The 22,580-nt window shown below is 66.8% G+C and carries 20 protein-coding genes; 11 read left to right on the top strand and 9 right to left on the bottom strand.

Annotation, left to right across the window (positions count from 1 at the left end):
• Positions 1-403: cytochrome P450 (locus HF877_RS12075; protein ID WP_169621395.1), on the top strand; the 403-nt coding region annotated here is incomplete at its 5' end.
• Positions 404-524: 121 nt separating this feature from the next.
• Here the strand turns inward: HF877_RS12075 and HF877_RS12070 are convergent.
• Genes HF877_RS12070 through HF877_RS12045 form a run of 6 tightly spaced genes read right to left on the bottom strand, consistent with a single transcriptional unit; the run spans position 525 to position 5,649 of the window.
• Entirely contained in the window at positions 525-1,100 is a 576-nt protein-coding gene (locus HF877_RS12070; protein ID WP_169621394.1) for a nucleotidyltransferase family protein, read from the bottom strand.
• A 25-nt stretch (positions 1,101-1,125) separates the two neighbouring features.
• Entirely contained in the window at positions 1,126-1,539 is a 414-nt protein-coding gene (locus HF877_RS12065; protein WP_169621393.1) for a nuclear transport factor 2 family protein, read from the bottom strand.
• A complete protein-coding gene (locus tag HF877_RS12060; RefSeq protein WP_296549162.1) occupies positions 1,536-2,414 on the bottom strand; it encodes a TIGR03619 family F420-dependent LLM class oxidoreductase in 879 nt (292 codons plus the stop codon). Before HF877_RS12060 ends, HF877_RS12065 begins: the two co-directional genes overlap by 4 nt.
• Before the next feature lie 12 nt (positions 2,415-2,426).
• On the bottom strand, positions 2,427-3,602 hold the full coding sequence (locus tag HF877_RS12055; RefSeq protein ID WP_169621391.1) for a thiolase domain-containing protein: 1,176 nt from the start codon (positions 3,600-3,602) through the stop codon (positions 2,427-2,429).
• The gene (locus HF877_RS12050) at positions 3,602-4,663 is read right to left on the bottom strand and encodes a thiolase domain-containing protein (protein ID WP_169621390.1); all 1,062 of its coding nucleotides are present in this window, start codon (positions 4,661-4,663) and stop codon (positions 3,602-3,604) included. Before HF877_RS12050 ends, HF877_RS12055 begins: the two co-directional genes overlap by 1 nt.
• 14 nt (positions 4,664-4,677) lie before the next feature.
• Positions 4,678-5,649: an OB-fold nucleic acid binding domain-containing protein gene (locus HF877_RS12045; RefSeq protein WP_169621389.1), complete on the bottom strand. Its 972-nt coding sequence runs from the start codon at positions 5,647-5,649 to the stop codon at positions 4,678-4,680.
• 90 nt (positions 5,650-5,739) lie between these two features.
• Here HF877_RS12045 and HF877_RS12040 point away from each other — a divergent pair, with 90 nt between their 5' ends.
• A complete protein-coding gene (locus HF877_RS12040; RefSeq protein WP_169621388.1) occupies positions 5,740-6,777 on the top strand; it encodes an LLM class F420-dependent oxidoreductase in 1,038 nt (345 codons plus the stop codon).
• A 25-nt stretch (positions 6,778-6,802) separates the two neighbouring features.
• Here HF877_RS12040 and HF877_RS12035 read toward each other — a convergent pair whose 3' ends face one another.
• Entirely contained in the window at positions 6,803-8,332 is a 1,530-nt protein-coding gene (locus HF877_RS12035; protein ID WP_169621387.1) for an AMP-binding protein, read from the bottom strand.
• Between the two features lie 173 nt (positions 8,333-8,505).
• Positions 8,506-9,339, bottom strand: coding sequence for a crotonase/enoyl-CoA hydratase family protein (locus tag HF877_RS12030; protein ID WP_169621386.1), 834 nt, complete (start codon positions 9,337-9,339; stop codon positions 8,506-8,508).
• 79 nt (positions 9,340-9,418) lie between these two features.
• Here HF877_RS12030 and HF877_RS12025 point away from each other — a divergent pair, with 79 nt between their 5' ends.
• Entirely contained in the window at positions 9,419-11,077 is a 1,659-nt protein-coding gene (locus HF877_RS12025; RefSeq protein ID WP_169621385.1) for an acyl-CoA synthetase, read from the top strand.
• Between the two features lie 11 nt (positions 11,078-11,088).
• Positions 11,089-12,201 (top strand): nitronate monooxygenase family protein, encoded by a 1,113-nt coding sequence (locus HF877_RS12020; protein ID WP_169621384.1) that lies wholly within the window; start codon positions 11,089-11,091, stop codon positions 12,199-12,201.
• Positions 12,202-12,253: 52 nt separating this feature from the next.
• Here the strand turns inward: HF877_RS12020 and HF877_RS12015 are convergent, their stop codons facing one another.
• Positions 12,254-12,835, bottom strand: coding sequence for a TetR/AcrR family transcriptional regulator (locus HF877_RS12015; protein WP_296549114.1), 582 nt, complete (start codon positions 12,833-12,835; stop codon positions 12,254-12,256).
• A gap of 260 nt (positions 12,836-13,095) precedes the next feature.
• Between HF877_RS12015 and HF877_RS12010 the strand changes: the two genes are divergently transcribed.
• The 7 genes from HF877_RS12010 to HF877_RS11980 all read left to right on the top strand — a co-directional run bounded on the left by HF877_RS12010 (position 13,096) and on the right by HF877_RS11980 (position 22,580).
• Positions 13,096-14,883 carry a multicopper oxidase domain-containing protein gene (locus HF877_RS12010; RefSeq protein WP_169621382.1) on the top strand — a complete coding sequence of 596 codons (1,788 nt, stop codon included), beginning with the start codon at positions 13,096-13,098 and terminating at the stop codon, positions 14,881-14,883.
• Positions 14,880-16,064 (top strand): alpha/beta hydrolase, encoded by a 1,185-nt coding sequence (locus HF877_RS12005; protein ID WP_169621381.1) that lies wholly within the window; start codon positions 14,880-14,882, stop codon positions 16,062-16,064. Before HF877_RS12010 ends, HF877_RS12005 begins: the two co-directional genes overlap by 4 nt.
• Positions 16,061-17,347, top strand: coding sequence for an oxygenase MpaB family protein (locus HF877_RS12000; RefSeq protein WP_169621380.1), 1,287 nt, complete (start codon positions 16,061-16,063; stop codon positions 17,345-17,347). The genes HF877_RS12005 and HF877_RS12000 overlap by 4 nt, the downstream gene beginning before the upstream one ends.
• Before the next feature lie 81 nt (positions 17,348-17,428).
• Positions 17,429-18,484, top strand: coding sequence for a lipocalin-like domain-containing protein (locus tag HF877_RS11995; protein ID WP_169621379.1), 1,056 nt, complete (start codon positions 17,429-17,431; stop codon positions 18,482-18,484).
• Positions 18,481-19,818, top strand: coding sequence for a homogentisate 1,2-dioxygenase (gene hmgA, locus HF877_RS11990; protein WP_346765127.1), 1,338 nt, complete (start codon positions 18,481-18,483; stop codon positions 19,816-19,818). Before HF877_RS11995 ends, hmgA begins: the two co-directional genes overlap by 4 nt.
• A 9-nt stretch (positions 19,819-19,827) precedes the next feature.
• Positions 19,828-21,309, top strand: a complete 1,482-nt coding sequence (locus tag HF877_RS11985; protein WP_169621378.1) for an aldehyde dehydrogenase family protein — start codon at positions 19,828-19,830, stop codon at positions 21,307-21,309.
• 20 nt (positions 21,310-21,329) lie between these two features.
• Complete coding sequence (locus HF877_RS11980) at positions 21,330-22,580, top strand: CoA transferase (protein ID WP_169621377.1); 1,251 nt, start codon at positions 21,330-21,332, stop codon at positions 22,578-22,580.

The following is a 22,580-nucleotide window of genomic DNA, read 5'->3' as shown; positions in this document are numbered from 1 at the left end:
TGCCGACGAGATCATCCGCTGGGCCACGCCGGTTACGTCCTTCCAGCGCACCGCACTCGAGGACACCGAACTCGGCGGGCAGGCGATCCGCAAGGGCGACCGCGTCGTGATGCTGTACGCGTCGGCGAACAACGACGAAGAAGTCTTCGAGAAGCCGCGTGAGTTCGACATTCTGCGCGACCCGAATCCGCATCTGGCGTTCGGCGGCACAGGTGCGCACTACTGCCTCGGCGCGAACCTCGCGCGCATGGAGGTCGATCTGATCTTCGGAGCGATCGCCGACCACATCCCCGACATCACGAAGATCGGTGATCCGCGTCGCCTGCGGTCCGGGTGGCTCAACGGAATCAAGGACTTCGAGGTGGACTACAAGACGTCGGGTGGATGCCCGGTGAAGCACTGACACACGGCAGTACCGCGGTCCCCCGCACCTTCGGGTGCGGGGGACCGCGTCGTTCGCGACACCTGCGGGATGGTCAGGGCGCGGCGGTCGGAGACGGGAATGTCCGGCGGCCGTCGCGTGTTCAGGGCTCGAGCCGGCGCAGATCGTCCACCGTGTCGACGTCTCCGGCATCCGCGAGGGTGGTGCAGTCCAGACGCCGTACCCGGTCGCGGTGGTGCGCAAGGTAACTGCGGGCGCCCTCGTCCGCGGTGGCCTGCCGGGCCGCTGCGACCGCGTCGGCACGGTCGAACACGACCGGATGACCGGGCCGGTCGTCGAACACCGGCAGCGTCACCGTTCCGCCGTGGTGTTCGCCCAGTACGTGCCGGACCAGTTCGGCGGTGATGCCGGGGAAGTCCACGACGGTGAGCGCCACCGTGGCGTGACCGCCAGCAGCGTCGACGCCGCGGCGCAGCGACGTCGACATCCCGGTGCTCCACTCCGGATTGACCACCACGGTGCTATCCGGCGGACACGCCGCGGCGACCTCGTCGGCGTACGCACCGAGCACCACGATCACCTCGTCGCACCCGCCGTCGGCGAGCGCGGTGGTCACGGTATGCAGCAGGGGACGGCCGCGGTGGGGCAGGAGCGCTTTCGCGCGCCCACCCAATCGCGAGCCGTCCCCTGCTGCGAGAACGATTCCGGCGGTGCTCATCCCCCGACTCTACGAGGGACCGGCCCTACGGGGCCGGACGTACCGTCTTCATGGCTCGGTCCATCTCCCAGAACGCCCGCAGCGACACGATCTTGCCGTCGCCGTTCACCCGGTAGACGAAGGCCCCCTCGGCATCGATGATGTTCCCGGCCATCGTGGTGCGAATGGTGCCGATATTGACGCACTCGTCACCGCACACCAGCACGTCGTCGATGAGGAACTCGAGCTTGTCGGTGTTGGCGATCGTCATGTCGTAGAACGCGGCGATGGCATCGCGGCCCGTGTGCCCCTTGCCTTCCGGGTCGAATCCCGACGGCCCCACCGGGTCTTCGACGCACGCGTCGTCTGCGAAGACCGCGAGCCACTCGTCCTTGCGTTTGCCGCTGGCTGCCGTTTGCGACGCGCGCGCCGCCACCCGTGCGGGGTGTTCCTCGCTCATGCCGCATCCTTTCCGTGGATGTACTTGTCTGCGAACTTCCGCAGCGATTCCTGTTTCGCCTCGAGGGGGGAGTCGAACCCGTGGCCGTCGAAGATCCACGGCACCACGATGATGTCGGTGACGCCCGCATCGGCCAGCTCGGCGTAACCGGACGAACCGAACCGATCGACACACACAGCCTGGATCTCGAACGGCACGTCGGACCGCCCGTATTCGTCGCGCAGGACCCGCAGCCGGTCGATGACCGCCACCAGGTCGTCGAACCCGATCATGGCCGACGTCCAGCCGTCACCGACCCGTGCGGCACGACGCAGCGCGATATCGGTGTGCCCACCCACGTAGAGCGGCACCGGGGTACTGGGAGCCGGACTCATCTGAAGCCGGTCGAATTCGAAGAACTCGCCGTGATGCTCGACCATGCCGCCACCGAGAATCAGCTTGAGCACATCGATCATTTCGTCGACGCGCTTGCCGCGCCGGGCATATGGGACGCCGCACCACTCGAATTCTTCCGGTGCCCAGCCGATGCCGACTCCGAGACCGAACCGGTCTCCCGTCAGATTCGCGACGGAGCCGACTTGGCGAGCCAGCAGAACAGGGTTGCGCGACCCCAACTTCAACACCTGGGTATAGAACCGGATGGTCGAGGTCGCCGCGCCCATCGCGGCGGCGGCGATCAGCGGATCCACCCACGGTGTGTCTGCCGTCCACATCCGGGACCCGTCCGGGGTGTACGGATAGTCGACGGTCTGCTTCTCCATGAAGAACAGTGAGTCGGGAAGGGCGATCGACGAGAACCCGCACTCCTCGGCGGTGCGCGCGATACCGCTCAACTGATCGAGCGGCGTCATCGCGACCCCGACGGTGAAATCCACCATGTGACGCTCCTAGTTCGTCGGTCGATCGGAAGAAACCACCCACATCGAGAAGTACTGCGAACCACCGCCGTAGGCGTGACCGAGTGCTTTGCGGGCACCGTCGACCTGGTGGTCGCCGGCCTTGCCCATGACCTGGATCGCGGCCTCGGCGAAGCGGATCATGCCGGACGCGCCGATGGGATTGGAGCACAGGACCCCGCCGGACATGTTGATCGGCAGTTGTCCCCCGATCGCGGTTTCGCCGGACTCGGTCAGCTTCCAGCCCGATCCCTGCGGAGTGAATCCGAGGTTCTCGAGCCACATCGGCTCGAACCAGGAAAAGGGGACGTAGATTTCGGCGCAGTCGATTTCGGTGAGCGGATCGGTGATGCCCGCCTGCTTCCACAATGCTGCTGCCGCGTCCCGGCCGGCCTGGGGGTCGACCTGGTCGCGGCCCGCGTACGTCGTGGGTTCGGTCCGCATCGCGGTGGCGTGGATCCACGCCACCGGGCGCCCGGCGGCCTCTGCCGCGGCGGCGCTGTCGGAGTCACCGATCACCACGGCACACGCGCCGTCCGACGACGGGCAGGTTTCGTCGTAGCGGATGGGGTCCCACAGCATCTGCGATGCCTGAACCTTCTCCAGGGTGATGTCCGGCTGCCTGAGGTGTGCGTACGGGTTCTTCGCACCGTTGAGCCGGTCTTTGACCGCCACCATCGCGCCCACGTGCTCCGGGGCGCCGGACCTGCGGATGTAGGAGCGGACGTGCGGGGCGAAGTAGCCGCCCGCGCCCGCACCGACCGGCATCGTGAACGGCACCGGTGTCGACAGCGCCCACATCGCGTTGGATTCGGACTGCTTCTCCCACGCCACGGCGAGGACTCGGCGGTGGACGCCTGACTGCACCATGCTCGCCGCGACGTTGGCGGTGGATCCTCCCACCGATCCCGCCGTGTGTACGCGCAGCATCGGTTTGCCGGTGGCGCCGATCGCATCGACCATCGACAACTCGGGCATCATGACGCCCTCGAACAGGTCGGGTGCCTTGCCGATGATGACGGCGTCGATGTCGTCCCAGCCCACCTGGGCGTCGAGCATGGCGCGGTCGATCGCCTCGCGCACCAGGCCGGACATCGATACGTCGTGACGCTTGGCGACGTAATGGGTCTGCCCGGTGCCCAGGACAGCTGCGGGTTGCTTGGCCATCAGTTACGTCCCTCCAGGACAGCTACCAGATTCTGTTGCAGCAGTGCGCCACTCGTCGCGTGGGCCAGCGCGCGACCCGCTGTCCCGTTCATGATCGCTTGTGCGGCGTAACCGATTCGCTCGAGGCCGCCGGAGAACATCGCGTTGCCGCTGAGCGGACCGCCCGACGGATTGACGGCGGTGTCGTCGCCGAGTCCGATCTCCTCGCGCAGGATGAGTTCCTGATGGGTGAACGGGGCGTGCAGTTCGGCGACGTCGAACGCGGTGTCGCCGCCCGTCACGGCGCGTGCCGCGGCACGCGCGGACGGCGCGGTGGTGAGGTCGGCGGCGCCGAAGTTCGGCGAGTCGATCCGATGCTCGATTCCGGTGATCCAGGCGGGGTTCTCGCACAGTTCGCGTGCGCGGTCTCCTGTGGCCAGAACGATTGCGGCGGCGCCGTCGGTGACGGGAGCGCAGTCGTGCTTCCGGAGCGGGTCGGCGATGTACGGGCGGGACAGGAGTTCGTCGATGTCGAGGTCGCCGGAGAGCTGGGCCTTCGGGTTGTTCTTCGCTGCGGCGAGAGAGCGCACGGCTACTTCGGCCATCTCCCGATCCGTCCACTTCCCGGATTCGAGACCCATCCGGGCCTGCAGGCCGGCGAGGGAGACGGAGTCGACGCCGAGCGGCGCGACGAGATACGGATCGAGTTGCAGCGACAGTGTCCGCCGCAGGGTGCCGGCCGACGACTTGCCGAAGCCGTAGACCAGTGCGGTGTCCACTTCGCCGGTGATGAGTTTGACCCACGCCTCGTAGAGCGCCCATGCGGCGTCCATCTCGACGTGTGACTCGTTGATGGGCGGGACGGCGCCGATGGCGTCGATGGCCGAGATGAACGAGAAGGCGCGCCCGGCCAGGTAATCCGAAGACCCGGAGCACCAGAAGCCGATATCGGACTTCGTGATGCCGAGCTTGTCGTAGAGCTCCTGGAAACAGGGGACGAGCATCTCGACACCGTTGGTGGTGCCGAATGTCTCGCGCACGTGGGGGGCGTGCGCGAAGCCGACGACTGCAATGTCTGTCATGGTGCTCGACGCTCCTAGAGGTGGTGTTTGAAGGTGTCGAACTCGGCGTCGGGCTCGCCGGTCGGGCGGAAGTATTCGATGTTGCGCAGTGTGTGGTCCCACTCTTCCCGCGGTCGCCACTTGGCCTCGACACGCATTCCCATGCGCACGTCGGTGGCCTCGCACTCGAGAATGAGGTGGAGGAACGGGATGTCGGCACCATCGAGCAGCACATATGCGGCGACGTAAGGAGGCTTGATCTGCTGGCCCATGAACGGCACGTTGACGATGCAGAACGTCGTGACGGTGCCCTTGTCGGGCAACTCGACCGGTTCCTTGGTGGGGACGCCGTCGGTGGGGCTCGCCCCGCGCGGCGGCACGTACACCTTCTCACCGGGACCCGTGCGGCCGCCGATGATCTTGCCTTCCTTCAATCCCCGGAGATACCAGGATTCTTCGGGTGACGCGCTGTGCCGGTAGTGCAGGTCGACGGGAGTGGTGATCATCGAGACGGGCTCACCGGGCTCGGACGGTGTGTCCGCGGTCGCTTCACCGGGCTCGAAGGCCGCGATGTCGTGGATTCCGCCGGTGCGTTCGGACGCCCAGCGGACCCGGACGCGCATGCCGGTGTCGATGTCGTCGGGGGAGGCGACGTCCACTGCGTGGAGCATCGAGGTGTCGGCACCGTCGAGGCGGATGAGAGCCCATGCGAAAGGCCGGTCGAAGGGCTGACCCGGCAACGGGTCCGCATTCCACGTCCAGCTGACGACGGTTCCCGTCAGGCCCACCTCGACGAAATCGGTGAGCGGTTCATGGGTGACGGGGTCGTATTCCGGGGGCGGGACGAAGATCCTGCCGTCGGATCCGCGCGCACCGACGATGCGACCGTCGCGCAGTCCGGTGACGAACGCGCCCACGGTCGGCCCGGTGGATCGTGTGTAGTCGAACTTCAGATTCAGCGGTGCATTCAGCGGTGGCTCGGCGACCGCACTCTTTCCCAGGCTCACAAGTTCGAGTAGAACAGGTTCTAGTGTTGCTGGCAAGGGTACCGTGTGATCTGCACCTTGCCGCGCTTGGTCCGACCCGAAAGGCGTGCAATGAAACTGGGACTGCAACTGGGATACTGGGGTGCGCAACCCCCGGGCAACGGACCGGAACTCGTTGCAGCAGCCGAAGCCGAGGGGTTCGATGCGGTGTTCGCAGCCGAGTCGTGGGGCTCGGATGCGTTCACCCCGCTCGCATGGTGGGGGTCGGCGACCGACCGGGTGCGGCTGGGTACCTCCGTCGTCCAGATCTCGGCGCGTACGCCGACCAGTTGCGCGATGCACGCGCTGACACTCGATCACCTCTCGGGCGGCCGGCACATCCTCGGTCTCGGTGTATCCGGTCCACAGGTGGTCGAGGGCTGGTACGGCGCGCCGTTCGAGAAGCCGCTCGCGCGAACCAGGGAGTACGTCTCGATCATCCGTCAGGTGCTGGCCCGTGAAGCGCCGGTCACGAGTCCGGGGCCGCACTACCCGCTCCCGTACACCGGAGCCGGAGCCACCGGACTCGGGAAACCGCTCAAGCCCATCACCCACCCGTTGCGTTCGGACATACCCATCTGGCTGGGCGCCGAGGGTCCCAAGAATGTCGCACTCACCGCGGAGATCGCCGACGGGTGGCTCGCCATCTACTACACGCCGCGGCTCGCACCGATGTACAACGAATGGCTCGACGAAGGGTTCGCCCGTGCCGGCGCACGTCGCACGCGCGAGGACTTCGAGATCGCCGCGACGTGCCAGGTGGTGGTGACCGACGACCGTGAGGGCACCGTCGCCGCGATGAAACCGGTGACGGCGTTGTATGTCGGAGGGATGGGAGCGCCCGAGCTGAACTTTCACGCGCAGGTGTACCGGCGCATGGGGTACGGCGACGTCGTCGACGAGGTCACCGAACTTTTCCGCGCCGGCCGCAAAGACGAAGCAGCCGCGGCGATTCCGGACGAGATGGTGACCGAGACGATGATCGTCGGTGACCTGGCAGAGGTGCGCGAGGGGGTGCGCAGGTGGGAGGACGCCGGCGTCACCATGTTGCTCGTCTCGTGCCGCGACGCCGCCCAGATCAAGGAGCTGGCCTCGGCCGTGCTGCAGTGACCGGGGCGGCTGTCGCGCACGCACCTCAGGACGAGTAGGCCGCCTTCAGCTTCCCCTTCACGAGCTTGCCCGTGGGAGTGCGGGGAAGCCGGTCGACGAAGTCCACCGACCTCGGCACCTTGAAGTGCGCGACCCGCTCTCGAACATACGAGAGCAGTTCCTCGGCGAGCTCCGGGGATTCGGTGGCATCCGGGGACAGTTCCACCACCGCCTTGACCTCCTCACCCATCTCCGGGTGGGGGACGCCGATGACGGCGACGTCGTCGATGGCGGGGTGAAGCGCGAGGACGTTCTCGATCTCCTGCGGATAGATGTTCACGCCGCCCGAGATGATGGTGAAGGACTTGCGGTCGGTCAGGTACAGGAACCCGTCCTCGTCGAGGTACCCGAGATCCCCCACCGTCGTCCACGTCGGATGCTCGGGATGCTGTGCGGTCGAGGTCTTCTCGGGATCGTTGTGGTAGGTGAAGGGCACGTGATCGGCTTCGAAGTAGATCGTTCCGATGTCGCCGGCCGACAGCACCGTGCCGGCGTCGTCGCAGATGTGGGCAGGGCCGATGACGCTCTTGCCCACCGAGCCGGGATGGTCGAGCCATTCCTGGCTGTTGATGAACGTGATGCCGTTCGCTTCGGTCGAGCTGTAGTACTCGTAGATCACGGGGCCGAGCCAGTCGATCATGGCGCGCTTGACGTCGGGTGGGCACGGCGCTGCGGCATGGATGAGTACCCGCAGGCTCGAGAGGTCGTGGCGGGCCCGGATCTGCGGGTCGAGTTTGAGCATGCGCACGAACATCGTCGGGACCATCTGCCCCGCGGTCACGGAGTACTCCTCGATGTGGCGCAGCGCGGTCTCGGGGTCGAACTTCGACGCGAGCACCACCGTGCCGCCGAGCGCGTGGACCGCCGCACCCCAGCGCAGGGGCGCGGCATGGTAGATCGGTGCGGGGGAGTAATAGACGTCGGCGTCGCTGATGCCGAACATGTACTGCGCCACCATCACCAGCGATTCACCCGGTTCGTCCACGCGGCGGTCGGGCAACGGCGGCTGGATCCCCTTGGGAAATCCGGTGGTGCCCGACGAGTAGAGCATGATCGCGCCGGACGGTTCCTCGTCGAGTCGTGGTCCGGCGCTCGCGATCGCATCCTCGTACGACTCGAAGCCGCGAACCGCGCCGCCGAAGGCGAGCCGGGCCGACCGGGCGGCAACCGTGTCTCCGACGTGTTCGGCCAGGTCGCCGAGAGTCGCCGAGACGACGAGCGCCTTCGCGCCGCTGTCCTCGACGATGTAGGCGACTTCACCGGCAGTGAGATGGCTGTTGACCGCCGTGATGTAGAGGCCCGAACGCAGTGCTGCCCAGAAGACCTCGAAGGCTTCGACCCGGTTGTCCGTGAGCAATGCGACGACGTCGCCCGGCCGGAGTCCCGCGTCGTGCAGTACCCGTGCCAATGCCGCCGAACGGTCGTCCAATTCGCGATAGGTCAGGCTGCGGTCGCTGTCGGCGAGAACGACAGCGATTTTGTCGGGTGTGTTGCGCGCGTGGACGCCGGGGTACATGGGGCTCCTTACCGCCTGCACGAACAGTGCAGGCCTGTGTCCTGGATCACAACGGAACGTAGCAGAGGCCGGGATGTCGGTGTGGTCCAGGTCTCACAGGCTCGTAAGGCCGCGCAGACGAGCGCGCCCGCGCACGAAGTTGTGCGCGGGCGCGTCGCCGGTTCGATGGGGAATCAGGCTCCGGTGAACTTCGGGGGCCGTTTCTCGGCGAAGGCACGGGGACCTTCTTTTGCGTCGGCACTCTTGAAGACCGCGGCACCGAGTTCGGCGTCGATCCGGAATGCCTCTTCCTCGTGGAGGCCCTCGGAATCGCGAATCGTGCGCAGGATGGCCTGGACGGCGACCGGACCGTTGTTCGCGATGGTCTCCGCGATCTCGAGTGCCTTGTCGAGTGCGGTGCCGTCGGGGACCACGTAACCGATGAGCCCGATCTCCTTGGCTTCGGGCGCCTTGATGTGCCGGCCGGTGAGCAGGATGTCCGCTGCGATCGTGTACGGAATCTGGCGGACGAGGCGCACGGCGGAACCGCCGAGGGGGAACAGTCCCCACTTCGCTTCGGAGACGCCGAATTTGGCGCTTTCGCCGGCGACCCGGATGTCGGTGCCCTGCAGGATTTCGGTGCCACCCGCGATGGCCGCGCCTTCGACTGCGGCAATGAGGGGCTTGGTCAGCCGGCGGCCTTTGAGGAGGGCGGGTAAGCGGGACAGGTCCCAGTCACCGCCCTCGAACTTGTCACCCGGTGCCGACTGGTTCATCGCCTTGAGGTCGGCGCCTGCGCAGAAAGCGCCGCCGGCACCGGTGAGGATCGCGACGCGGATCTCGGGATCGCTGTCGACTCGATCCCAGGCGTCGGACATGATCGCCATCATTTCGCCCGACAGCGCGTTGCGTGCCTCCGGCCGGTTGAGCGTCACGATGAGAACGTGACCGCGTTGCTCCACGAGGCAGTGGGGAGCGCGGGACGAAATGTCCGAATCGGCTGCGCCGGGGGCTGCGGGAGAGGACACTGGGGACTCCTGGCGGGTGTTGTGAAATAGGTCTCAGTAAAGTCTTGTCAATAACGGTAACACGTTCTACTTTTGTGGCGTGCCCCTTAACATCGCAGACCTCGTCGAGCACGCAATCGACCTCGTTCCCGACCGTGTCGCACTGGCCTCGGACGGCAGGGAGGTCACCTACGGACAATTGGAGGAACGAGCCAACCGACTCGCCAACTACCTGACCGAACAGGGTGTCCAGCCCGGTGACAAAGTCGGGATCTACTCCCGCAACACCATCGAGGCCGTCGAGGCGATGGTCGCGGTGTTCAAGATCCGGGCCGTCATGGTCAACATCAATTACCGGTATGTCGAGAACGAGTTGCAGTACTTGTTCGACAATTCCGATACGGTCGCCCTCATTCACGAGCGCCGGTACTCGGACAAGGTCGCCAACGTTCTGCCGTCCACGCCGCTGGTCCAGACCGTCGTGGTGATCGAGGACGGCACCGACGGCGACTTCTCGTCGTACGGAGGGGTCGAGTACGAGACCGCGCTGGCCGGGAGTTCGGCCGAGCGCAACTTCGGTGAGCGCAGCCCCGACGACCTGTACATGCTCTACACCGGCGGCACCACCGGCCATCCCAAGGGCGTCATGTGGCGCCACGAGGATGTCTGGCGCGTGCTCGGTGGCGGCATCAACTTCATGACCGGCGAGTGGGTGAAAGACGAGTGGGAACTCGCCAAGCAGGGTGCCGAGAACCCCGGGCTCGTGCGGTATCCCATTCCCCCCATGATCCACGGCGGCGCGCAGTGGGCGCTGTTCCAGTCGCTGTTCAGCGGCGGCAAGGTCGTCATGCACCCCGAGTTCTCGGGCCACGAGGTATGGCGAATCATCGACGAACACAAGGTCAACGTCATCTTCATCACCGGTGACGCGATGGGCCGCCCGATGCTGGACGCACTCGAAGAGGGCAACCCGAAGACGGGTCAGCCGTACGACCTTTCGACTCTCTTCGCGATGGCGTCGAGTGCCGCGCTGTTCTCTCCTTCCCTCAAGGACCGCTTCCTGGAGCTGCTTCCCGGCAAGGTGCTCACCGACTCGATCGGCTCGTCCGAGAGCGGGTTCGGCGGTCTCGGAATCGTGGAGAAGGGCAAGACCCGCGGCGGCGGCCCCACGGTGAAGATCGACGAGTCGACCACGGTGCTCGACGAAGACGGCAACCCCATCGCTCCCGGCTCGGGGCAGGTCGGCCTGATCGCGCGCAAGGGAAACATCCCCCTGGGCTACTACAAGGACGAAGAGAAGACGAAGGCGACGTTCCGCGAGTACAACGGCGTCCGTTACTCGATCCCCGGCGACTACGCCCGGGTCGAGGAGGACGGCACCGTCACGATGCTCGGGCGCGGTTCGGTCTCGATCAACAGCGGCGGCGAGAAGATCTACCCCGAAGAGGTCGAGGGCGCGCTCAAGCAGCACCCGGCTGTCTTCGACGTGCTCGTGGTCGGCGTGCCCGACGATCGGTTCGGCGAACGGGTCGCCGCGGTGATCGCGCTTCGGCAGGGCCACACCGCGACTCTCGACGAACTGGTCGCGAGCGCCCGCACCAAGATCGCGGGCTACAAGGTGCCGCGCAGCGCATGGTTCGTCGACGAGATCAAGCGCTCGCCGGCGGGCAAGCCCGACTACCGGTGGGCCCACGAGCAGACCGAAGGGCGCCCCGCCGACGAGCACTGCACCCCGAGCGCTTCCGGCGCGGTGGGCTGAGAGGCAGGGAGATGCAGACCAGCCTCGGCCGGAAGTTCGGAATCGACTATCCGATCTTCGGGTTCACTCCCTCCGAACACGTCGCCGCGGCCATCAGTCGCGCCGGCGGACTCGGTGTCCTCGGATGCGTGCGCTTCAACGACGCGGAGGAACTCGACGCCGTCCTGACCTGGATGGACGAGAACACCGACGGCAAGCCGTACGGCGTGGACATCGTGATGCCGGCCAAGGTGCCCACCGAGGGCACCGCGGTCGATCTCGACAAACTGATCCCGGCGGAACACCGCGCGTTCGTCGACCGGACCCTCGCCGAACTCGGTGTTCCTCCACTGTCCGATGACGTCGAGCAGGCGAGCGGTGTACTCGGCTGGCTGCATTCGGTGGCGCGCTCCCACGTCGACATCGCTCTGGGGCACAGGATTTCGCTGATCGCGAATGCTCTGGGTTCGCCCCCGAAGGATGTCATCGACCTCGCTCACGAGAAGGGGGTGCCGGTAGCGGCATTGGCGGGGGCGGTGGAGCACGCGCGCCGGCACGTCGAGAACGGTGTCGACATCGTGATCGCCCAGGGATACGAGGCCGGGGGGCACACCGGTGAGGTGGCGTCGATGGTGCTCTGGCCCGAGATCGTCGATGCCGTCGGCGATTCCGCGTCGGTACTTGCCGCGGGCGGCGTCGGGTCCGGCAGGCAGGTTGCGGCCGCATTGGCGCTGGGGGCCGACGGGGTCTGGATGGGTTCGTACTGGCTCACCGCCGCGGAATACAAACTCGGCTCCGCGGCCGACGGCCCGTCGTCGATCCAGCGGGCGCTGCTCGGTGCGACGTCGTCCGACACGGTGCGGTCGCGCATCTATTCGGGCAAGCCGGCGCGACTGCTCAAGACCAAGTGGACCGAGGCGTGGTCGCGGCCGGACGCACCGTCGCCGCTGCCTATGCCGCTCCAGAACATCCTCGTCAGCGAGGCGCACCAGCGCATTTCGGCCGCGAACGACCCCGAGGTCGTCGCAATGCCGGTGGGCCAGGTGGTGGGCCGAATGAACGACATCCGTCCCGTCGCCGACATCATGAACGAACTTGTCACCGGCTACGACCAGGCGGTCGATCGTCTGAACGAAGCCCGATAGTCCGGGGGGATGGAACTGTGCCCGGGAGGTGAATCCTCCCGGGCACAGTCTTCTACTTGCGGACCAGAATCGTGAGCAGCGCCTGAATCTGCTCGACCGTGGGGGAGGGCAATCCGTCGCGGCCGTACACGAATCCGATCCCCGCGTACACCAGTGTCCCGGCGCGGACCCGTGCCTCGTCCTTGTCGAAACCGAGTTCGAGGAACGCGTTCTCGACCACCGTCATGATTCTCTGATCGAGGGCGCGCACGGATTCGGCGACCTGCGGGTCGCTCCGCGCCCACTCGCGCACCGCCACCTCGGCCTCCCAGGCGCGGTCGTCGACGAGCATCGTGCCCATGCGCGTCAGCCGTTCCCGGACGGGCAGTTCTTCGACGCTCGTCAGGCCGCGGGCAGCGTCGTTGTCTTGTGAGGTGTACCGGGTGGCGATGGCCTTCATCAGGTCGTCGATGTCGGTGAAGTGCCAATAGAAACTGCCCTTGGTGACGCCGAGTTCGTCGCACAATCTGGAGATCTTCACGGCAGTGCGGCCTTCGGTGACGAGCAACTGCAACCCGGCCGCGGTCCAGTCGTCGAGGGAAAGCCGGGGGCGCCGCCCGGACCGCGAGCCGTCCTTCGTCGGTTGCTGCGCCACGGGGTCGTCACCTCTTGTCTCTCGCTGTACGCGTCGAGCGTACATGTCGCGGGAAAAGAGAACGTGGGCGAGCGATACCGCGCACCCCGAGAGGGTATCGAACGGCCTTCCGGCACACTGCAATACAGATCATCATGTCGACTACAGCGATCGCGGCCAGGACGGAACGTCGACCACACCATACCGTATGGTATTGTGACGGCAGTCACGAAATGTGCTCCCTTCTCGGCTGCGGTCGCGTGAAAACGGAAGCCTGGTCCATGCGGAATATCAGTCGCAGAACTCTTCTCGCCGGAATCGCAGCCGGCGCCGGCGCAAGCGCGCTGGTCGGCGGTCGTGCGGTCGCCGACAGCCCCGACCTGCCCCGTCCTATGCTTTTCCCGTCGCCCCGGCTGACGCCGTTCGTCGACGACCTTCCCATCCTCCCGAGGCTCGAGGGCTCGTCGCTGACGATCGACGCGGTGAGCGCGACACACAGCTTCCACCGCGACCTCGCGCCCGGTCCGACCCTGGCCTACGGAGACAGCACGTATCTCGGTCCGGTGATCACCGCGCACCGCGGACAGGAAACGGCGATCGAATACCGGAACCGGATCACTGTGCATCCGTTTGCTGCCGACGTCGACACCACCCTGCACGGGCTGAGCGAGCGGGACCGCACCGAGGTGCCCACATCGATGCACCTGCACGGCGGCGTGACGCCTCCCGAATTCGACGGTCACCCTCAGAAGATCGCGCGACCGGGAGAGGGATCGACGTACCGCTTCCCGAACAGGCAGGATGCGGCCGGGCTCTGGTACCACGACCACGCCATGGCTGTTACGCGCCTGAACGTCTATGCCGGGCTGGCGGGTGTGTACCTGCTCCGCGACGACTACGACACCGGAGAACGCGGCAACCCGCTCGGACTGCCGGCCGGTGAGTTCGAACTCGAACTGGTACTGCAGGAGAAGATCGTCCACGGCGACGGACGCCAGAGCATCCGCTCCACCCCGATCGTTCCGCAGGGTAGGTGGGAAGGCGGCGCGGTCGGCGACGTCGGCGTCGTCAACGGCAAGATCTGGCCCGAGGCGCGGGTGGCACGGGGCCTCTACCGACTGCGGTTGGTCAATGCCGCGTCCTTCAGTGTGTGGGATCTGCGTTTTTCCAACGGCATGCCGTTCTGGGTCGTCGGGATGGAAGGCGGACTGCTCGACGCTCCCGCACCGACCACCCACGTACGGCTGGCACCGGGCGAACGCGTAGACCTGCTGGTGGATTTCGGCATGCTCGATCCCGGTGCCACCGTCGAACTCCGCAACACCGAATCGGCCGCACCCCAAGCCGCCCAGATCGGTGCCGTCCACATGCCGATGTTTCTGCGTTTCCGGGCCGAGGCCGCGCGCGGCTTCACCGGACCGGTACCGGACCGACTGCGCGGCGGCACCGGGCAACCGCCGATCGTGGGAGCCACGCCGGAACCCGCGCACATTCGCAACGTGTCGCTGAGTCAGCCGTCGGACGTACGGCTGCCCCCGTCGATCATGTCGCTCAACAATCTCAGATTCCACAGCGACGATATCGAGATGCCCCGGCAGGGCACCGTCGAGCAGTGGAACATCGTCAACGCGACACCCGACCCGCACCCGATCCACCTGCACCTCGTGCACTTTCGCGTCGTGGGACGCCAGGCGATCGACACCCTCGCGATGTGCGCGCGGCAACCGCAGCCGCCGATCGGCACCAAGTGGACCCCCGACGCCGATCCGTTCGTCGTGGAACCACTGCGTGGCCCCGAGCCGTGGGAGACCGGATACAAGGACACCGTGATCTGTGATCCGAATTCGGTGACCCGCATCGTCGCCTACTTCCCGACCGCCGACGAACTGCGCTTCGATCCCGACGCGACGTTCCCGGCTGCGGTCGGCACCGCAACGACCGAGAGTGCCGGGCACCACGAACACACGGAACACCAGGACGACCACCGGTTGCAGGGCTACGTGTGGCACTGCCACGTCCTCGACCACGAAGACCACGACATGATGCTCGAGTATCGGACGGTGCGATGAACCCCACGACAGGCCCCGAACCCCGCGACCACTTCCAGCGCATTCCCTACGAACCGGCGACGGACGGCCGCGTCGAGATGCACTCCGGTCTGAGCCGCCACTATCCGACGCTCCACGGCAACCTCGTAGCGGCACCCGGATACTCACGCGAGGTCGGCGTGATCATGTGCCATCCGGCGTCGAACTTCCTCAGTCACTTCCTGCTTCGCGCGTTCGCCGGCGCCGGCATCCCGGCGATGGGCCTCAACACCCGGTACGCATCCAACGAACCCGCTCTCATCATGGAGCGCGCCGCGTTCGACCTCGGTACCGGCGTGCGATGGATGACGGACGAACTCGGTTTCGAGAAGGTGGTGCTGCTCGGGTTCAGCGGCGGGGGCTCGCTGGCCTCGTTCTACCAGTCACAGGCGGAGAACCCCACGGTCACGCAGACCCCCGCCGGCGATCCCGCCCGGTTCGCCGACGCGAAACTACGCCCCGCCGACGCACTGCTGCTCGTCGGAGCGCACCCCGGACGGGCGCGGGTGCTGCGGCACTGGATCGACGGCGCCGTCGTCGACGAGGCCGACCCGTATGCGACCGATCCCGACCTCGACCTGTACGCGCCGGGCCGGACGGTACCGCTCGACCGCGAGTGGGTCGCCCGCTACCGCGACGCGCAACTCGCCCGGATGCGCCGCATCGACGCGTGGGCTCTCGGGCAACTCGACGAACTGAACCGGATGGGCGCGTCCGACCGTGGGTTCGTGGTGCATCGCACCGTCGGAGACCCGCGGTTCGTGGATACCACCCTCGACCCGTCGGACCGGGAGGCCGGCAGCATGTACGGCGATCCGGCCGCCGCGAACACCGCCGCCGGAGGACTCGCCCGATTCGTAACGGTGCGCAGTTGGCTCAGCACCTGGAGCGTCGACCACACGCACGCCGACGCACTGACCGATCTGAGCAACGTCACTGCGCCGGCGCTCGTGATGAGCCTGCTCGGCGACCAGGCCGCTTTCGCCGAGGATTCGCGTCTCATGCGTGATGCCCTGCCGGGAGAGGCGGAACTGATCGAGATGCGCAACCTCAACCATTACCTGGTGGACCAACCGGGTGGCCTCGATGACGTCGTGAGCCGCCTGACCGGATGGATCCGCCGCACGGTGACAGACGACCGAGCCGAGGAGGCGTCGGCATGACCGGAACACTGGAAACACGCGCATCCGGGGAATCGGATACCCCGGACCGCTGCCCGAGCGCGTTCCCCTACTGGCAGGCGAAGGCCCGGCCCGGTGTCCGGCGGGTACGGGGACTGATTCGCGCCGTGACGGGCTTCGACATCCTTCCCACCGACGAGCAGGCTCGCGCACTGTGCAACGACCTCTACAGTGGCGACCCCACCGCGGAGCGCTTCGTGGACGAGGTCTACCACGGTGACCTCGGCCCCCAGGCGGCCCGCGCACTGCTCGAGCGGGCCCTGACGGAGGGCATCGACTCCGTTCCCGAGGCACCCGACGCGATGAAGGCGCTGTTCGACGAGTTCGAGACCGTCCCCGAATGGGTGCAGCCGGAACTCGTGGAACAGGGCGCCGAGATCTGGCGGCGCTGGGGCACGATGCTGTTCAGCTTCGCAGGTGCGGAAACTCTCGAAATCTATACGGAATCCGCTGTCGCGACACCGCTCTCGCTCGCCGGCGGTTACGCGGGCGACAACGCTCTGCGCCGATTCCTCGAAACCTCGCGGTTCTGGATCGACGTGTCCGAGCCCGGCGCGCTTCTCGCCGCCGGATCGCGCGGCCGGGCCACGGCGCTGAAGGTGCGGATCATGCATGTCTCCGTACGTGCCCGCGTGGCCGGGCACCCCGAATGGGACGCCGCCAAATGGGGACTTCCCATCAGCCAGACCTACATGCTGCTCACGCTCATCGCGGGCAGCGTGACTCCGGGGCTGGCACTGTGGACTCTCGGCTACCACACCACACCGCGAGAAATACGGGCGCTCATCCACTTCCAGAAGTACATGGGCTACCTCCTCGGTGTGCGGACGACCTGGTACCCCGAGACGATCGGCGACAGCGTGCGGACGTTGCTCACCACCGTCGTGTCGCGGTCGTACGACTCGGGGGAGTACGGCAAGGAACTCATCGAGTCGTATCCACAGGCGTTCGCTCCGCGAGAAGGGCAACGTGGTCTCGCCCTGCTCCGTGCGAAATACAATTTCCGCATCAACTCGGTGTACTCGGCGATGTTCATGTCGCCCGGCACCCGGCGGAAATACTCGATGCCGAAGGTGCTGCCGTGGATCCTCATCCCGGTTGTGCGGTTCCCGCTGATCACGCTCATGGAACTCGCCCGGCGATTCGTGCCGGGCGTGGGCACGCTGCACGAGAAGATCATGGTCGTCCACCGGGAGAACTGGTATCGAGCCCAAATAGACGGCCGCGAAGCACAATTCGACGCCAGCGGTGCGCTGCGTCGTTGATCGGACATGCGATCGAGCGGGCGGCTCGACCGCACAGTGTGACAACTACCCCGCCGACACCCGAACTCTTGGAGACAACCCATGCCCGCTCTACAGATCGTCGAAGCCTGGAACGGACCGGGACGCCGTGACGGCGAGATCACCGTCGTCGGACCGAAAGACAATGCCGCTCATCCTTCCAGCGAGAAACACGCCTTCGAACACTGGTATTTCGACGCGCATCTCGACGACGGCCGGATCGTCGTCGCGATGGTGCAGACGCGGGAACTGGTGCACCGCAGACCCGGAGTGGAGATCCACATCTACTCGCCCGACGGGCAGCGCAGGGAGGAGATCCGGCAGTACCGTGACTCGGACCTCACGGTGTCGGAGGAACGCTGCGACGTGCGGGTCGCGCACAACACGGCACGTCTCGTCGGAGAGGACGAGGGCAAGCCGATCTACCGTGTCGCCGTCTCCGAGGGCGGCCTCGGATTCGATCTGACGTTCACCGCCCTGATTCCGCCGTGGATGCCGGGCAGGGGCCGGACGAGTTACAACGACCGCGAGTTCTTCGCCTGGGTCGTGGGCGCGCCTCGGGCCGCTGTTGCCGGCACCGTCACGGTCGACGGCGTCACCACCGAGGTCACCGGTCGCGGCTACCACGACCACAACTGGGGTGTCGGTGACATGAAGCGTGTCATCGACAAGTGGTACTGGGGCAGGTTGTACACCGACGACTTCTCCCTGGTGTACGCGATGGTGCACACCCAGAAGAAATACGGTGCCCACTGGTCGCAGCCGGTGATGATCGCCCGGGACGACCGGATCGTGCTCAGCAACGGCGAGGTCGAGATGACCGAGGGCCCCGCGGTCTTCGACCCGGTCGCCGATCGCACCTATCCGTCGTGGCTGCAGATCCGTGTTCCGGGCTCGCTCGATCTGAAGCTCACCGTCCGCGACATCGTGCACGCCCACAATCTGCTCGAAGACGTACCGCTCGCCTCGAGCGCGCTGGTGAAGCCGATCGTCAATCGACTCATCGGCCGCCCGGGGTACTTCCGATTCCGGTCGGATTTCACGATGACGGTCACGGTCGATGGCGAGGAGTACGTCCGTACGGGGACCACACTGCACGAGATGGTCGCGCTCACGTGAGCGGAGGCAGCGACGGTCGCGTGGAGGTCGACGATCCGCCGGGTCTTTCCTATCTGCGGGGATTCGGCAACGAGCATCACAGCGAGGCCGTCGAGGGTGCGCTGCCGTGGGGGCAGAATTCCCCCCAGCGTGCGCCGTACGGTTTGTACGCGGAGCAGCACTCGGCGACCGCGTTCACCGAACCACGCGAACACAACCGCAGAACATGGACCTACCGGATCATGCCGTCTGCCGCGCACGGGCCGTTCGAGCGCGTGGACAGCCGTGGCTGGGTGTCGGCGCCGGTGTCCGGAGGCGTGCTCACCCCCAACCGGATTCGGTGGGATCCGCTGCCTCCACCGGCACCCGGGACGGATTTCGTGGACGGGATCATCACCTACGCCGTCAACGGCGACGTCCACGCCCGCACCGGCGTAGCCGTACACCTCTATTCCATGTCGTCGTCGATGACCGACCGGTACTTCGTCGACTCCGACGGGGAACTGCTGTTCGTCCCCCAGGACGGGGAACTGCTGCTCTGCACCGAGTTCGGGCGCCTCGCGGTCGGTCCGGGCGAGATCGCGGTGATCGGCCGTGGCGTGCGCTTCCGCGTCGAGCTGCTGGGGGAACGGGCGTCGGGCTACGTCTGTGAGAATTACGGGTCTGCCTATGCGCTGCCCGAACTCGGCCCCATCGGGGCGAACGGTCTCGCACACGCACGCGACTTCCTCTATCCCACCGCCTGGTACGAGGACCGGAACGGACCTGTCGAACTGGTGAACAAGTTCGGTGGACAGCTCTGGGCGACCGAGCTGGATCATTCCCCACTCGACGTGGTCGCCTGGCACGGCACGCACGGTGCCTACAAGTACGACCTCGGCAGGTTCAATGCGATGACCACCGCCGGCTGGGACCATCCCGACCCGTCGATCTTCACCGTGCTCACCTCCCCGACGCCGATACCCGGCCAGGCGAACGTCGATTTCTGTGTCTTCCCCGACCGGTGGGTGGTCGCGGAGCGCACCTTCCGGCCGCCGCATTTCCACCGCAACGTCATGACCGAGTTCATGGGACTCGTACGCGGGCGCCATGATTCGAAGGCCGAGGGGTTCGTCCCCGGCGGCGCGTCTCTCCACAACCAGTGGGGCGCGCACGGGCCCGACCTGGAGACGTTCGATCTGGCCACCTCGGCGGATCTGAAGCCCGTCAAGCTCGAGAACACGCTGTCGTTCATGTTCGAGACGCGTTTCGCGCTCACCGTGACCGACGCCGCCTACCGCTGTGCGCACCGTCAGACGGACTACGACGCGTCGTGGTCCGGGCTCATCCGTCGCTTCACCCCGCCTTCTTCCTGAGGAGTCCCGATGACCGACCTCTCCACCCCCGTCCCCGCCCCCGTCACAATTCCCGACTCCGGCCTGCGTATCGGAGGGCGGACCGTCCCGGCGCAGTCCGGTGCACACTTCTCGTCGATCAATCCGGCGACCGAAGAAGTCGTCGCCGAAGTGGCAGCGGGCGGCGCCGCAGACATCGACGCCGCCGTCGACGCGGCCCGCGACACCTTCGAGTCCGGATTGTGGTCGCGCATGCCCGGCGCCGAGCGTGGGCGAATCCTCACGCGCGTGGCGGATCTCCTCGAACAGCACGCGCCCGAGTTGTCCGCGCTCGAGACAGCGGAGATGGGAAAGCTCTACGCCGACACCGTGGCCGGTGACATTCCCGCTGCCGCCGCGTCGTTCCGTCATTACGCCGGCTGGGCCGACAAGATTGCCGGCGAGGCGATGATCCTTCCGGATGTCGGCCCCCAGCACCGATTCGGATTCACGCTGCGGCAGCCTCTCGGCGTGGTCGGTGCGATCACACCGTGGAACAACCCGACCGTGGTTGCGGCGTGGAAGATCGCACCCGCGCTCGCAGCCGGATGCTCGGTGGTGGTCAAACCCGCAGAGGACGCATCGCTGGCGACGCTCAGGCTGGCCGACCTGCTCGCCGAAGCCGGTGTGCCTGACGGCGCGTTCAACGTCGTCCCCGGGCTCGGTCCCGAGGCCGGTGCTGCGCTCGCCGCGCACACCGGCATCGACAAGATCACTTTCACGGGAAGCCCCGCGGTCGGAAAGACCATCACCTCGCTCGCGGGCGAGAAGTTCCGGAAGGTCACCCTCGAGCTGGGCGGCAAGGCCCCGCAGTTGATCTTCCCGGACGCGGACCTCGACGCGTCGCTGCCGTGGATCGCGATGGGCAACTTCTACCACCAGGGCCAGGTGTGCGCGGCGGGTACGAGGGTGATCGTGCACGAGTCGATCGCCGACCAGGTGGTGGAAGGGCTCGTCGAGTTCGCCCGCAACGCGGTCGTCGGCGACCCCTTCGACCCGGCCAGCACCCAGGGCACGATCGTCAATCGCAAGCAACTCGACCGCATCCTCGGCTACATCGAGAAGGGGCGCAGTGAGGGCGCCCAGCTCGTCACCGGAGGATCCCGCATCGGCGACCGCGGTTTCTTCGTCGAACCCACCGTGTTCCGCGGCACGAACGACCTCACCATCGCGCAGGACGAGATCTTCGGCCCGGTCGCCACGGTCATCACGTTCAAGACCACCGACGAGGCGGTCCGGCTCGCGAACACCACCAAGTACGGCCTCAACGCCTTCATCTTCAGCCAGAACCTCTCCACGGTGCACAGCGTCATCCCGCAGTTGCGGGTCGGAACGGTGTGGGTCAACGGCTGGGGAGTGCCCGACCCGGCGCTACCCTGGGGCGGGCGCGACGCCAGCGGTATCGGCCGCGAACTGGGCCGCAGCGGCCTCGAAGCGTTCACCGAGGAGAAGACGGTTCACCTCGGTTACTGACCGAAGGAACAGGCAACACAGTGCAATCCGGTAACGCAGGTACGCAGGGTGATTCGGCGCAGACGACGGCAGGCACCGGTGCGCTCGCGGGCATCAGGGTGCTCGAACTGGGCACCCTGATCGCGGGTCCGTTCGCCGGACGCCTGCTCGGCGACATGGGCGCAGACGTCATCAAGATCGAGGATCCCGCTCGTCCCGACCCGCTGCGTACATGGGGACAGGGCGAGCGGGACGGGCACCGGTTCTTCTGGACCGTGCACGCCCGCAACAAGCGCTGCATCACTCTCGATCTTCGTGCTCCCGACGGTCAGGAACTGTTCCGGCGCCTGGTCGCCGAATCGGACGTCATCGTCGAGAACTTCCGGCCGGGCACCCTCGAGAAGTGGGGACTCGGCTACGACGTGCTGTCCGAGATCAATCCGGGCCTCGTCCTCGCCCGCGTGTCCGGGTACGGGCAGACCGGTCCCAAAGCGGGGCACGCGGGTTACGCGTCGGTCGCCGAGGCCGAGAGCGGTCTGCGGCACCTCAACGGCTATCCCGGGCAGGCCCCGCCGCGACTCGCGCTGTCCCTCGGCGACACCCTCGGCGGCATGTTCGCCGTGCAGGGGGTGCTCGCCGCGCTGCTCAGCCGCGAACGCACGGGACGCGGACAGATCGTGGACGTCGCATTGACGGAAGCGTGCTTCGCGGTCCAGGAATCCGTGGTGCCCGACTACGACGCCGCCGGCGTGGTGCGGGGCCCGTCCGGCACCCGTCTCGAGGGGATCGCCCCGTCGAATCTCTACCGGACGTCCGACGACATGTGGATCGTCATCGCCGCCAACCAGGACACCGTCTTCCGGAGGCTGTGCGCCGCGATGGATTCCCCGGAACTCGCAGACGACCCGCGTTTCGCCGACCACCTTTCCCGCGGCACCAACCAGGACGAACTCGACGCGCTCATCGGGCGATGGGCGGCGACCTGGACGCTCGACGACCTGCTCGCACACCTGTCTGCGGCGGGCGTCGTCGCCGGTCCGGTCAACACGGTTGCGGAAGTGGTGCGCGATCCGCAGTTCCAGGCCCGCGGAATGCTTGTGCCGCACCACGACGAGCGCACGGGCCGCGACGTGCTCGGGCCTGGTGTCGTGCCGGTCCTCGCCGGCACACCCGGATCGGTTCGCATGGCGGGCGCACCGATCGCCGGTTACGACAATGCCGCCGTCTACGGCGACATCCTCGGACTCGCCGAGGCCGAGCAGGACGCGCTCCGCGAGCGCGGGATCATCTGA

It is taken from the genome of Rhodococcus sp. BL-253-APC-6A1W (assembly GCF_012843405.1).
In the GTDB taxonomy this organism is placed as follows: Bacteria; Actinomycetota; Actinomycetes; order Mycobacteriales; family Mycobacteriaceae; genus Rhodococcus.
The sequence above is the reverse complement of the archived record's forward strand: the minus strand, read 5'-3'. Positions and strand labels throughout refer to the sequence as shown.

What these genes read in the sequence shown, in the direction of transcription:
- HF877_RS12070 (WP_169621394.1), bottom strand. Translation starts at nt 1,100, where the DNA reads ATGAGCACCGCCGGAATCGTTCTCGCAGCAGGGGACGGCTCGCGATTG.
- HF877_RS12065 (WP_169621393.1), bottom strand. Translation starts at nt 1,539, where the DNA reads ATGAGCGAGGAACACCCCGCACGGGTGGCGGCGCGCGCGTCGCAAACG.
- HF877_RS12055 (WP_169621391.1), bottom strand. Translation starts at nt 3,602, where the DNA reads ATGGCCAAGCAACCCGCAGCTGTCCTGGGCACCGGGCAGACCCATTAC.
- HF877_RS12050 (WP_169621390.1), bottom strand. Translation starts at nt 4,663, where the DNA reads ATGACAGACATTGCAGTCGTCGGCTTCGCGCACGCCCCCCACGTGCGC.
- HF877_RS12040 (WP_169621388.1), top strand. Translation starts at nt 5,740, where the DNA reads ATGAAACTGGGACTGCAACTGGGATACTGGGGTGCGCAACCCCCGGGC.
- HF877_RS12035 (WP_169621387.1), bottom strand. Translation starts at nt 8,332, where the DNA reads ATGTACCCCGGCGTCCACGCGCGCAACACACCCGACAAAATCGCTGTC.
- HF877_RS12020 (WP_169621384.1), top strand. Translation starts at nt 11,089, where the DNA reads ATGCAGACCAGCCTCGGCCGGAAGTTCGGAATCGACTATCCGATCTTC.
- HF877_RS12010 (WP_169621382.1), top strand. Translation starts at nt 13,096, where the DNA reads ATGCGGAATATCAGTCGCAGAACTCTTCTCGCCGGAATCGCAGCCGGC.
- HF877_RS12005 (WP_169621381.1), top strand. Translation starts at nt 14,880, where the DNA reads ATGAACCCCACGACAGGCCCCGAACCCCGCGACCACTTCCAGCGCATT.
- HF877_RS12000 (WP_169621380.1), top strand. Translation starts at nt 16,061, where the DNA reads ATGACCGGAACACTGGAAACACGCGCATCCGGGGAATCGGATACCCCG.
- HF877_RS11995 (WP_169621379.1), top strand. Translation starts at nt 17,429, where the DNA reads ATGCCCGCTCTACAGATCGTCGAAGCCTGGAACGGACCGGGACGCCGT.
- HF877_RS11985 (WP_169621378.1), top strand. Translation starts at nt 19,828, where the DNA reads ATGACCGACCTCTCCACCCCCGTCCCCGCCCCCGTCACAATTCCCGAC.